This window comes from Candidatus Endoriftia persephonae, assembly GCF_023733635.1.
Taxonomy (GTDB): Bacteria; Pseudomonadota; Gammaproteobacteria; order Chromatiales; family Chromatiaceae; genus Endoriftia; species Endoriftia persephonae.
Window position 1 is genome coordinate 2323295 of sequence record NZ_CP090569.1, and the last position, 12552, is coordinate 2335846.

General features: G+C 51.8%; 9 protein-coding genes and 1 pseudogene. 3 read left to right on the forward strand and 7 right to left on the reverse strand.

The features are described 5' to 3' along the window. Positions 1–109: 109 nt before the first annotated feature. Entirely contained in the window at positions 110–568 is a 459-nt protein-coding gene (locus tag L0Y14_RS10475) for a cytochrome c (protein ID WP_005961299.1), read from the forward strand. 684 nt (positions 569–1252) lie between these two features. On the opposite strand, the gene L0Y14_RS10480 is transcribed toward L0Y14_RS10475, so the two are convergent. The 3 genes from L0Y14_RS10480 to L0Y14_RS10490 all read right to left on the reverse strand — a co-directional run bounded on the left by L0Y14_RS10480 (position 1253) and on the right by L0Y14_RS10490 (position 3674). Beyond that, a complete protein-coding gene (locus L0Y14_RS10480; RefSeq protein ID WP_010088819.1) occupies positions 1253–1666 on the reverse strand; it encodes a hypothetical protein in 414 nt (137 codons plus the stop codon). Next, positions 1666–2145: a c-type cytochrome gene (locus L0Y14_RS10485; protein ID WP_081417720.1), complete on the reverse strand. Its 480-nt coding sequence runs from the start codon at positions 2143–2145 to the stop codon at positions 1666–1668. Before L0Y14_RS10485 ends, L0Y14_RS10480 begins: the two co-directional genes overlap by 1 nt. 440 nt (positions 2146–2585) lie before the next feature. Continuing rightward, positions 2586–3674, reverse strand: a complete 1089-nt coding sequence (locus tag L0Y14_RS10490) for a tetratricopeptide repeat protein (RefSeq protein WP_006475045.1) — start codon at positions 3672–3674, stop codon at positions 2586–2588. 114 nt (positions 3675–3788) lie between these two features. Between L0Y14_RS10490 and L0Y14_RS10495 the strand changes: the two are divergent. Then, positions 3789–4187 (forward strand): annotated as a pseudogene (locus tag L0Y14_RS10495) (response regulator); the annotation flags it as partial. A 69-nt stretch (positions 4188–4256) separates the two neighbouring features. Here L0Y14_RS10495 and L0Y14_RS10500 read toward each other — a convergent pair. Together L0Y14_RS10500 and L0Y14_RS10505 are read right to left on the reverse strand one after the other, a co-directional pair. Further along, a complete protein-coding gene (locus L0Y14_RS10500; protein ID WP_251859190.1) occupies positions 4257–6809 on the reverse strand; it encodes a hypothetical protein in 2553 nt (850 codons plus the stop codon). An 86-nt stretch (positions 6810–6895) separates the two neighbouring features. Beyond that, positions 6896–7114 (reverse strand): hypothetical protein, encoded by a 219-nt coding sequence (locus L0Y14_RS10505; protein ID WP_240991668.1) that lies wholly within the window; start codon positions 7112–7114, stop codon positions 6896–6898. 1905 nt (positions 7115–9019) lie between these two features. Here L0Y14_RS10505 and L0Y14_RS10510 point away from each other — a divergent pair. Beyond that, the gene (locus L0Y14_RS10510; RefSeq protein ID WP_240991669.1) at positions 9020–9508 is read left to right on the forward strand and encodes a hypothetical protein; all 489 of its coding nucleotides are present in this window, start codon (positions 9020–9022) and stop codon (positions 9506–9508) included. Between the two features lie 430 nt (positions 9509–9938). Here the strand turns inward: L0Y14_RS10510 and L0Y14_RS10515 are convergent, their stop codons facing one another. Together L0Y14_RS10515 and L0Y14_RS10520 are read right to left on the reverse strand one after the other, a co-directional pair. Further along, positions 9939–11453, reverse strand: coding sequence for a hypothetical protein (locus L0Y14_RS10515; RefSeq protein WP_006475047.1), 1515 nt, complete (start codon positions 11451–11453; stop codon positions 9939–9941). A gap of 101 nt (positions 11454–11554) precedes the next feature. Next, on the reverse strand, positions 11555–12469 hold the full coding sequence (locus L0Y14_RS10520; protein WP_138921870.1) for a transcriptional regulator: 915 nt from the start codon (positions 12467–12469) through the stop codon (positions 11555–11557). Positions 12470–12552 lie beyond the last annotated feature (83 nt).

Genomic DNA, 12552 nt, shown 5'->3' on the forward strand with positions numbered 1-12552 from the left:
TTCGGGGTACCCTAAAGCTCGCGTAAATTCCATATTACCCAGGCGCACATGCTTCGGTGATAGGCAACAAAAACATAAAAGCATCATAGAAAACCGGATAATATTAGACATGAGAACTGCCTACATAATAAGAACGATCCTGCTTGCTGGATTTGCCATTATAGTTGCCAGTAGTCAGGCGCTTGCCGAGACTGCGCCTGATTCCAACGAGCCTCTGGCTTTGAGAAAAATCATGCAAGACTTGGGTAAGAACATGCAGGCCATCACCGATGGCATTTCTCGTGAGGACTGGGAACTTGTCGAAAAAGCCGCGTCACAGGTAGCTGATCATCCACAACCACCATTCGGCGAGAAAGTACGCATCCTGGGCTTTGTGGGTACCAATGTAAGCAAGTTCAAGGGCTATGATGGTGAAACCCATGACGCTGCACATATATTGGGTGAAGTTGCAGCAGAAAAAAACGGCTACGGCGTGGTCTCGGCCTTCTCAGCGCTGCAAAATACCTGCCTGGCCTGTCACCAGAGTTTCCGCAAATCATTCCAGGAACACTTCTATGGTCAGCGCTGAAGTGATCCCTAGTTGTGGTCTCACGAGATCTATCCTGCAAACTGTTTCGTAAAGGATGAGGAAGATCTTCTCCTTTAATCGGGCACTATGAAGGGACTAGACCATGCAGTACACACAACCTTACCAACAGACAATGTCAGTTCGGTGTCGCCTACCCGACAGGGGCTATGAATACCCAACATCTTGGCATATAGATTTTGTCTCTCATGGCCAATAACGCTAACTTATCCACTCAACCAAGGGAAGAGCCTTGTGATTAAGCCGGCCAACGTGGATACATAACGCGGCAGCCCATTATCGCGTTGGGCAATTAAGGCATCACCATAGAATAAGCCGTGCAAGGCAACGGAGAATTAAGTTTAAATCGGGTAGAGTCGGAACAGTTTGGAGTCCAAACTATTCGGCATCATGGCGGATAGGTGGTTAATTGGATCGGTCACTGTCGAAAGATCATCTCGCCTTACAAGGCTCAGGCAGGATGCGGCTTCGTTGTTAGTGCAGAAATTATCTGCTAGGGCATGCCGGGAGATAATAGATTTTTGGGTGTGAATAATGGTGCGGGCAGCAAGGAAAGCAGTTCAAGCTTCCCACCGCAGAAACGCTACGTCCTCAGAGCGGTGCAGCATTGTGAATCAAAGACACAGGCCAGCATAGAATTATGCCCAACAATGGGGCTCAGTGGTGTCAAAAAGCTCCGCTCGTGCCTCGCTCCACTTTTTGACACCACTGAGCCCAAGCGATTGCAATCCAAACTACAGAACGCAAGGTCATGGCGGCTACAGTGCGCTGTTCATATTCACCACCATAAAAGATATGAATTCCAAAGGCGCCAAAGACCAATAGTGTCAATGTAGCTATGATAATTGCCGCCGCCGGAGCCCAAGCTTTTTCCAGCCAAATACCAATTCCGGTAGCTACATAGAAAAAACCTGCAGAAAAGTTGAACCAAAGTACAAAATCGACATAGTTTCCTGCGGCGCGTCTGGCTTCTCCATCAATAAAGAGCACGCTGCCGCCTGATTTAATGGTCATCACGCCAAAGGCCACTGCGATGATGGCGGCAATCCAGACCCATGCGGGCCGTTTTTTAGTAATCATTACGATGTTCCTTGATCCAAGGTGAAACCAATATTTATGTAATGGGTAATCTGCCATATCTCCTTATCGGAGAGCCGCTCCCCAAATGCAGGCATGGCGGTGCCAAACGGTTTGCCGCCTTCCGACAAGGTCCAAAAGAAGAAGGCGTCCGTGCCTACCGGTAATCTACGGGTAAACGCAAGATTGGCCGGACGGGGGACCAACTGCTTGCCTGCCAGGCCATCCCCTCCACCAGATGCGCCATGACACACCTGGCATTGCATTTGATACAATTTTTTTCCATCCGAAATATTCTCTGTAGACGCGGGCAATGGGTTTATCAAATCAGCATACTGATTCGGTATATTTCCCCGCATATATTGTGTGTAGCGGCCGACAAAGATGGAATTAGAGTCATTAATTCCAATATGCTGGCAACCGATAATGGCCATGGCCGGCAGAAGTAATGAGAGCGTATATGGTACGCGTAGTGACAGCATTGATCTTGTCCTAGAAAGAGCAGTTAGGCACACACATGGTGCGGACTCTTGATTTACCTGGCTATACAACAAAAATTCTCGTCACTAATAAGGTGCCAGCCCCAGTGTTTGTGAATGCAACTCCAGCATCTTTCCGGCAGTAAGGGAGGAATAATCATTAGCTATAGCCATGCTGATTGGTCCTGCTGCCAGGACATACTCCAGGCTAATACGTGTAAATTTTTCATATCTAATTCTTCCTCTTGTGGTTTTTTTGAATAGTTTGATGCGCGTGTAGCGCGTCTAAACAATCTACACTAGGCTACGTCAATGATATCTACTTGTCCGGTGCCTCCAGTCTTTAGGCTTCAAACACTTATAAGCGCAGCCTCTCTTCCTTGAGTGCCTCAACAACCTTATCCTTCAGTCGAGCGGTCTGTGCATCCGCTATCGATGGCTCCTCATGATCGGTGCTGTTGAGTTGACCCAAGTATTGCTCGATGCTCGCTTCGATCTGCTCCATCCACCACTTCATCTTGGCCGGAGTGAAGTTCTTGGTCCAATCTGGCCAGTTGGTCCCTGGCTGCATCAATGGCGGGATGTTCCCCGCCGAATACCTGCTGCAGGAGTGCCAGCATTTGCTCGAACTGTGCCCTTGCATCATCGAGGCGTTCTTGTGCTACGTAGAGTTCACCTAGCCCCTTCAGACTGACTGCAAGGTTCAGGCGCCGATCCCCGGAGTCGGTCTTCCATATGGCGATCGCCTGCTGATACAGGCTCTCTGCCGGCGCAAGACGTTGCTGGCTGCGGTAAAAATCCGCCAGCCTATGCATTGCCCAAGCAGCATGGGGGTGGTCCTCACCTGAGGCCGTTTGCAGGATGTGCAAAGAGCGCGTCAACAGCCCCTCCACCTCATGCGGCTGATCAAGATGCATTTTCAGGCTCGCGATCTTACCGAGACTGATCGCCACCCACGGGTGCATCTCCCCCAATGCCTGCTCCCTGAGTGCCAATCCCTGGCGCAACAGAAACTCGGCCTCTTCCATTCGGGATTGTTTGATATAGATGACCGCAAGGTTATCGAGCAAAGCGGCCATTCTGTGGTCCACGCCCTGCAAGCTAGCATTGGCAATCTTCAGCACCATTACCTGGTATGTTTCGGCCTCGCGGTATTTGCCCAGTGCAAAGGCCAGCCGGGATGCTAGCTGGAGATAGTCCAGGTTTGACGGGTGCAGCTGCACGGCCTCCTGCAGGTAGGTGTATGCGGCGTTGAGGTCTTTTCTTGACACGGCCAAGATACTTTGTCGATAGGCGGAGTTTGCTGCATCGAGCCTGCTTTTAATCTTGACCTTCTGTAGTTGGGCCTCGGTCGGCACGGACAGGGCCGGTTCAGATAACAGGTGTTGTTGCTGCCCATCCCGTCCAGAATCTGTCTGAATGGCCGCAATGATGGAAAAGTGCTCCGCCGCAGACACGGCCTGACTGTTCCCGGCTATCAGTAGCCAGGCTAGTAACAGTGTGATGTAACCTTTTAAAATATTGGCATTCATATTCTTTGGTAATCCCCTTAAACCATCAGCAATGACCGGTGATGTCTCGCACGCCGGATTCCGGGACCAAAAGCTACAGGAAAACTGTTTCCATAGTATTTCCACACCCGGGCAATGTGTTTCGCATCTATTTCAGCGGGCGAACCCAGAACAGGCTCTTTTAGAAGGCTTGCCGCCGAGGTACCGAAAAACACCAGCATACTCATCGTCGATGACGACCCAGGCCTGCGGGAGCTGCTAGAGCGATATCTGGGCGAGCAGAGCTTTTCGACCGGCGTGGTCACGGACGACGATGCCATGGAATGTTATCTGGCTGCACAACCGGCGGGCCTGAACACCCTCGACCGCATATTGCCTGCCGATGACGGATTGACGCTCGCCAAGCGACTGCGCGCATCCACCGATATCCCGGCCATCATGCTCTCTGACCAGGGTGAGGATGTCGATCGCATCATTGACCTAGAGGTGGGCAACGACGACTATCTGGCGAAGCCGTTCAATCCCAGGGAACTGCTTGCCCGTCTACGCGCCCTGTTACGGCGCCTGCCTGCCGGCTGGCAGGCAGGCAGGGGGAGGGAAGGTTTAAAAATTCCAGCGGTAACCAGCCAGCAGAAAGTAGTCGATGCTCGTATCGATGGTCGTAGAACTCTCCTGCCGATTCCAGCTCGCTCCCAGCTCCATCTCCAGCAGCAGATCACGCTTGACCCGATAGTCGGCTTGCAGGCGTCCACCCGCGCTGAGGCGGGTGGTGCCGTCATCACTATCCCGATAGGCCAGAGACAGGCGTGGATTGACTCGCCATAGCGATGTCACCGGGTAACGGCTGTTGGCGGTCAGTGAGTAGGTATTGGCACTATTGGCATCGATATAGCGCAGATTGAGGATACCGATGTCTCCATTCTTCAACAGGTTGTTCTTCAGCACCTGAAAAGTATAGTAGAACTCATTACCGGTCGCCGCTGTAGCATCGACCCCACCGGAAGCGGATGTGCCTGAAGTATTAGCGACGGTCAGATCACCGCTCAGCTGGAAATCCCTGGCCAGGAAATGGGTGCCGCCAAGGGAGACCACTGTACTGTTTGCGGTTCGATCAAGCGCCAGCTGATAGATCTCGTCGTCAGTGAAAGAGAGTGAAAGTTCCTTGATGGAGGAGACGCCTTCCTGACCCTGAAGCGCATTGGAGGTGGTAATGATAGGGCTGGAGCGGTAATCAAGGTTGATATAGGCCTTGGTATCGTCAGTAAGACTCCAGTTCGACTGAAACAGAAACATCGCCAGTTCATTGTGAAATATGTCGTAGTCGAATTGACCAAAAACTGACAAATTCTCATCAAAATATCTGACTTCAGTGCCAATCGCCCGCCGATCCACCAGATGATCCGTTCGCTGCTCGATAGCAAACAAGATTACATCCACATCATCAATCAGCGCATCCATCTCCATATTGGCGCCATAGAACCACTTATCCTGGCGGATGAAGACATCTTTTGATGAATCGACGGGAAAGCCCGTGTAGATATTAAAGCGTGTATCCTCATTAAATTGATAGCCAAAAACACCACCATCAAATCGGCTCAGGATGCCGCTTGACCTGAAGCGCTGCCGACCAACACGGCCAAGCAGGCCCTGACTCTGACGGTCCAGCTCGATGAAGGCCTCAGTCAGGGATTTCTGGTCTCCTGATCCACCAGTCAGCAGATCAACATCATAGCCGCCGCTGAACTGAAAACGCAGATCATAATCCTGGCTGCGGCGTCTGGCAGAGATGTCGAGACTAGTGGCAATCTCCGAACGGTTGACGCTCTCCATCTCATCCTCGAAATTAACATCGGTATCGATAAAGTTGCTCTGACTGGCATCACGCTGATAGGACTGCGAGAGACTACCGTAGACTTCCCACTCTGCCTCCCGCTCCTGCCCGGGCTGGGTAGTAATGCGACTCTCCCGCAACTTTTCCTTGGGGGTCTGGGCCGCAGAGATCAGGCCAACCAGGCGTTGATTAACTCGCTTGGCATCCTCACCCTCAGGATAGAGTTCGAGGTAGCGCCGGTATTCCGCCTTGGCATGAGCAACCTGATCATTCCGTTCCCGCGCCAGCCCCAACAACTCCAGCGCCTCCTTGGAGTAGGCATGCGTCTTCTCTTCGAGAATCGCGGTCAGCATGCGTATCGCTTTAGGATAATCCTGCGCGGTCATGATTTCCCGTGCCTTCTCCATCATCTTGGTCAGGCGAACCGGTGCATCCAATCGGACTTTATCCCGTTTCGGGAGCAATACAGGAGGCTGCAATGTTTCAATCGTTGCATCTACACCCGTCTCTGCCTGTAATCGATCTTTCTCTTCAGTAGAAGCAAGATCTATCCAGCTATCCGAATAAAAATGTCTGACTTCCCTGTTCGCAATCTTTGCTGCTTCTTTGCTTGAAAAAAAGCCCATGCGCAGGCGATACCATGCCACACCCTCGACTTCAGCCTTAACGGCATAGAGCTTTCTCCCTTTTGGAACCGGAACAGGAGCCACCTTGGAAAAGTCAATCGGGACTCTTTGTGACAGTAGATTCAACACATAATCTCCTGTTACCACCCCTTCCGTTTCAACTACGGCTTGCTCCTTATCCTTTGAGGGCACAGGTAATTTGGTTTGCGGGACATCAATCAGTTCAGCCGGCTCGAGAAGTTTGATCTGCTGAACCTTCTTTTGCTTCTTCAGTATCAAAGAGAGACTGAAAAAACCCTTTCCCTGCTCGATCTCATATTTACTAATCGGGGTTGCAAAAGAGAGCGAAAGCGTGGAATTGCCGATCAGACTTCCATTAAACACCACCCTTTCAAGTGGCACTTCAGCCGTAGCTCTCCAAGAGAACGTTTCATCACCTGTAAGAAACTCACTCTCCGTACCCGGCGTAACAACCGGCTTAATCCGAATGCTTATCTCATTCTGCTTGGCATTGATCAGATGACTGACAATCCGCATCGGCACATTAAAAAATATCGAGATACGATTCTCTTCCACACCAATCTTCGTCTCGATCCGGTCCATGATCTTCGAGCCAGCAAAGGTCTTCCCTGCTCCCATTGCAAGTAACACAAAGAAAAGGACAAAACGCCCCATCTGCATAGGTTTATTCATCTCCAACCCTGTTATTCCTGTTTTAATTATTGAAGAGGATTGCAGCAGTTTCCCTACAAACAACCTGCTGCAATCTCACTGCTTGAAGCGCCTCAATCCCAATCACGGTCCGAGACCCGGTGCTCCCGGCTTCGGCTCTTACTGATCTTTGTCATCGAACTATCACTATAGACATGACAGGCACCACTGCAGTCGCGCAGTTCACTGACTGAGTACCTGGTATTGCCATATTTCTTATGTGGCCCCGACTCATAGTCTCTGGCATGGCAGGCGGCGCAGTCTGGCACATAGCCGGCGTTGCTCCAGGTCACTATCTGGCTGTTGCCACCATGACAACTCGTACAACTCAGGCTTCCCCGATGGTCACCAGGATAACTGGCTGAGAGATGACTGTAGCTGAGTGTCGGTTGCCAGGCAGATGTACGGTGGCAACTGTCACATTGCTGAGTGGTAACAAAATGTCCGGATGGTTTGCCTTGTGCCGTTGATCCGTTATGACAATTGGAACAGGAGCCGCTCGCGCCACTGTGATCGAAGCGTACTGAACTCCAATTGCTTTGAGAGAGATGGCAGGCATCGCACTCTGCTGTGGTTTGAATATGGCTGCTGTGCTTGCCAGTGGCGGTCGTTCCATTGTGACAGCTGGAACAGCTTCCAGTGGCAGCAGCGTGATCAAACCGCACAGAATTCCAGTTGGACTGGGAGACATGGCAGGTTTCGCACCCTGCGCTGGTCTGGATGTGGCCAGCGTGTTTTCCACTCGCGGTGGTTCCATTATGGCAGCTGGCACAGGAACCGCTGACCGCAGAATGATCGAAACGGGTAGCGTTCCAGGTCGTCTGAGAGATATGGCAGCTATCACACTGCGCAGAGGTCTGAATATGCCCAGCATGTTTGCCAGTCGCTGTTGTGCCGTTGTGGCAACTAGAGCAAGAACCGGTGACTCCAGAGTGATCAAAGCGGGTCGCACTCCAGCTACTCTGGGAAACATGGCAGGTATCACAGGCCGCCGATGTCTGAACATGCCCCGACGGTTTGCCTGTCGCCGTTGCTCCATTATGGCAACTGGCGCAGCTGCCACTAACCCCACTGTGATCAAAACGAACCGCACCCCAGGTTGTCTGTGAGGTATGGCAACTATCACACTCAGCGGAGGTCTGAATATGCCCCGCACGTTTACCTATCGCCGTCCGGCCATTGTGGCAGCTGCTACATGTACCATTTACAGCTGAGTGGTCAAAGCGGGTAGTTTTCCAGTTGGTTTGAGAAACGTGGCAAGTATCGCACTCTGCAACTGTCTTCAGATGATCAACATTCTTGCCCGTAGCCCTGCTGCCATTGTGGCAACTGGAACAACTACCCGATATTGCATCGTGATCAAACCGCACATTGTTCCATACTCTGGTGGAAATATGGCAGCTATCGCACTGTGCAGTGGTCGCCACATGAGTGGCCGATTTCCCAGTTGCAGTAGAACCATTATGGCAACTGCTGCAAGTTCCGGTGACTCCCTCATGGCCAAAAGAGCCAACTTGCCAGGAGACCGTATTGTGGCAACTATCACAAGCGGCGGTAGTTTGGATATGGCTAGCATGTTTACCTGTCGCTGTCGTGCTGTTATGGCAGCTGGCACAACTGCCGGTTACGTTGGAGTGATCGAAACGAACGCTTTCCCAGCTGCCGGTCGAAAGATGGCAGCTATCGCACTGAGCACTGGTCTGTACATGACTCACATGCTTGCCTGTTGCCTGGACTCCATTGTGACAGCTACTGCAAGAACCATTGGTGGCAGCATGATCGAAGCGCAGCGACTTCCATGAAGTATTGGAGAGATGGCAGCGATCACATTCGGCTATGGTTGGCACATGTGAACTCTGCTTGCCTGTTGCTAGCGCCCCATTATGGCAACTACTGCAAGCCCCTGATGCATTGTCATGATCAAACCGGACACTGCGCCAATTTGATGTAGAGAGATGACAGCTGTCGCACTGCCCTGTAGTTGGCACATGGCTATTGGACTTACCGGTCGCAGATGATCCATTGTGGCAAGTAGAACAACTACCAGAAACATTGACATGCTTGAATGTGGAGGTTTTCCATGTCGCAGTGGATGTATGGCAGACGTCACACTGCTCATTCGTTCTGACATGGGAGGCGTGCTTGCCTGTCGCATTGACTCCGTTATGACAAGAAGCACAAGTGCCTGTGGCATTTGAATGGTCGAAGCGGCCTGTCGTCCAGGTCTCAGTGGTATGGCAGGTATCACACTGCGCTGTTGTCTTGATGTGATTACTGCTCTTTCCTGGCCTGTTGATGCCATTATGACAGGACCAGCAGACGCCATTGGTCTTGCTGTGATCAAAGCGGGCCACCTGCCAGCCGTTGGTCTGGTGGCAGCTGTCGCACTGCTCGGTGGTGTGGATATGCAGGGTCGGCTTGCCGGTCGCCTTGGTGCCATTGTGGCAATGCGCACAGGAGCCAGGTGCAACATCCGTATGATCAAACCGTGCCAGGCTCCAACGATTGGTGGAATGGCAGGTATCGCAGGACGAGCGGGTCTCGACATGGCTGGCATGTTTGCCGGTGACACGGTTGCCGTCGTGACAGCTCGCACAGCTGCCATTCACCGCCAGGTGGTCCACCCGCGGCACCCGTTGCCAACTGAATGTGGTATGACAGAAGGTACAACTATTACTGGTACTTAAATGACTGGCGCTCTTGCCGGCAACACGCCGCCCAGTATGGCAACTTTCACAAGCCTCACTGACACTGCCATGATCAAAACGGGCAACCCGCCAGCTCATCGTAGTATGGCAGTCGTCACAGCTCTCCGAGCTTTTGATGTGATCCGTGCCTTTACCCTCTGCAGCAGCGTTATTATGACAGCCGGTACAATGAATCGGCGTGCCTTTAAACAAGCCGTTTTCATGGCAACTTTCGCACTCAACTCGTTTGTGACCACCTGTCAGGGGAAAGCCTGTCATGAAGTGGTCGAAACTTTCATCTTGTGCGTTGCCCGTGGGCAACCAGATGACAGATAAGGCAAGCAGTAGCGCCAACAGCCCCGCTGGAGCCACGAAGAGTTTGGATATCATTATCTTTTTCATTGGTCGTATCTCTGTAACCCGAGGTAGGTTATCGCTTCAGCATCTGAATATCGGAGAATGAACGGCTCGTATGACATCGCTCACAGCGCCTGCCAAACGCCTTGCGATGTTTGTCCTGCTGACTATGGCAGCTGTAGCAGGTCTGACTCATCTTGTTATCAGGATCTATTTTTATTTTGTGGCAGGAGTGACAACTCAATCCCTCATGTTTGCCTTCCAATGGATAATCGGTCTGGCGCGCATGTTCGAATAACCAGAGGGACCAGTCGTTAGGGGTATGGCAGTTCTCGCAGCTATCGAGGAAGCGCCCTTCATGGACATCATCCTGTTGATGGCATGTGTGACAGGCCTTTTCTGCATCCTTGAAGCGACCACTGATGTGGCATGACTCACAAGCGAGTGCTGAATGTTGTCCAATCAGTGGGAAGCCACCCAGATCGTGGTCGAATAGGACATCGACGCTCCATCCTTGTTCATTGTGGCAGCGCTGGCACTGATCACCCTGCTGCTCGTTGTGGCTATCGTCATCCATATGACATGCCACACACTCCATACGCAAGGCGCGCTTCTTACCCGCTACCTTGTGGCACGCCTCGCACACCAATCCATCATGCTTACCACGAAGAGGAAAGTGGGTGTCCTTGGCATGATCAAAGGCGACTTCACTCCACCCCTGAGTTGTGTGGCACTTCGTACACTTTTCACCATTGACTCCTTTGTGCACATCATCCAGGCGATGGCAGCTGTAACAACTCTGCTTCGGCTTTTTCTCATAAGGATTATCCTGATGGCAGCCATTGCAACTTGCTTTTTTGTGCCCACCTTTAAGCTTGTATTTGGTATCCAGATCGTGATTGAAGTGGAGGTCCTTCCATTCCTGAGTGATGTGGCAAGCAGGACAGCTGTTGCCATATTTACCTGAATGTACATCGTTGAGCTGATGACATGCCACACAAGCCAACGGTGTATCTTTATAGTTTTCTCCCGCGTGACAGAGCTTGCAGCCAAGTTCCCGATGTTTCCCCTCCAGCGGGTAGTTAGTGTCCAGGTCGTGGTCAAACTCCGCCCGCTTCCACGCCTCTTCCTGATGACAGTTATCACAACTCTTGCCCAGTCGACCACGGTGATTGTCATCCTGTTCGTGACAGGAGAAACAGTCGCTCTTGGCCTGAGAATAGGCCTGCTTCTTTGGGTGGCAGGCGCGACAGGCTAGTGACTGATGTGCCCCCCTGAGGACAAAATCACTTGCCTGATGATCAAAAGCGGCTTCATCAAACAACACAATCCGGGCCGAGCGCCCCTTGTGATCGGTATGACAGTGTTTACATGCGCTGTTTCGGACATTTTCAGAACGCCCATGGAAACCTTTGCGGTTTTTTATATCCTCCGCAATATTCTGATGGTCGTGGCAGGCGAGGCAACGACTGTTCTGCTCAGCCTTTTTCAGCTTCTCATGGCATTGCTCGCACTGCTGTTCAAAGCGGGCATGCCCCTGAATCACCTCACCAGGCATGATCAGGCTATCCAGCACACCACCTGCCATGACTGGCTCAATCAGTACGATCAACAGCAGAATAAGCAGACGGGCAGAATAAAGACCGGGAGCTGAAAACATTGCAGTGAATGGAGAGTAAAAGTGAATTTTCAATATGCATGTACCGCATATATATGAATCACACCCGTAATCAGCATCATGATGAACAGCGGCAGATGCAACAGGTGCCAGAGCGAAAACAGCCGTTCATAGAAACGCAGCTCCAACACGCGGATTGTAGCCACCCGATGTTCGTGAAGGAAGGTCCGCATCTGCTTTACGTTTGCCCTGACTTTATGGCGTGACCATTGCCGCTCCCCTGCCGTCACCTTGAGCGCCGCCAGCAACTCCCGTTCAAGTCGGCGATAGAGGCGGTACGCCTGCCAACGGCTGCTGAGCCAGCGGATAAAACTGCTCACTACACCTGCAGGCAGATTCGACACCCGCAACGCAAACTGCTGCAGTCTTTCTCTAGCATCGGGCACTGCAGCAAGCAGTCCTGCCTGTTGTTCGATCAGTACAGAAAAATCGGTCTGCATTCGGGAAAAGACCTGTTTTTTTCCGTAGAGGCCACAGTGGATTCTTGAATAGATATAGCGCCCAATCACACCACTGCCGGCAACCAGCAACATGCTAAACAGCGCCACCCGTCCGTTCAAAGAGCCCAACTGGAAGTTTGAGTGCAACACCACCAGGGTTGGCCCCATCACGCCAAACAACATGTGCAACTGGAACCAGAATTTCACACTGAGCATGCGGCGCATCCACTTCACGCGTTTGCGCATCGAATAGAGCAGCAGCAGGAGCATCATCGAACCACCGATGATACCGAGCGCGTACCCTATGCCCTGTTCCGGCGTCCAGATGCGCTCTTCACTGTTGATCCAGCCAACATAGAGCAGCGCTGCAACCAGCAGCGTTAACAGCCAACCAGAGAGCCCCAGAAAGGGGGCGCCATCCCTTTTGCTCGTCCTCTCCTGTGGCTTATGCGCTTCCTGCGGCTTATGCGCTTGAACCATCGTCATGCTCAGCTCTTGTGACATAGATCTCCCATCTTGCCTGTTCGGTCGTTCGAAAGTCGGAAAACTTTACAGTTTTTTAATCCTAG

Bases quoted from the DNA above. Each gene is read 5' to 3' on its own strand.
- L0Y14_RS10475 (WP_005961299.1), top strand. From the start codon at position 110: ATGAGAACTGCCTACATAATAAGAACGATCCTGCTTGCTGGATTTGCC.
- L0Y14_RS10480 (WP_010088819.1), bottom strand. From the start codon at position 1,666: ATGATTACTAAAAAACGGCCCGCATGGGTCTGGATTGCCGCCATCATC.
- L0Y14_RS10485 (WP_081417720.1), bottom strand. From the start codon at position 2,145: ATGCTGTCACTACGCGTACCATATACGCTCTCATTACTTCTGCCGGCC.
- L0Y14_RS10490 (WP_006475045.1), bottom strand. From the start codon at position 3,674: ATGAATGCCAATATTTTAAAAGGTTACATCACACTGTTACTAGCCTGG.
- L0Y14_RS10510 (WP_240991669.1), top strand. From the start codon at position 9,020: ATGGTCGAAGCGGCCTGTCGTCCAGGTCTCAGTGGTATGGCAGGTATC.
- L0Y14_RS10515 (WP_006475047.1), bottom strand. From the start codon at position 11,453: ATGGCAGGTGGTGTGCTGGATAGCCTGATCATGCCTGGTGAGGTGATT.
- L0Y14_RS10520 (WP_138921870.1), bottom strand. From the start codon at position 12,469: ATGACGATGGTTCAAGCGCATAAGCCGCAGGAAGCGCATAAGCCACAG.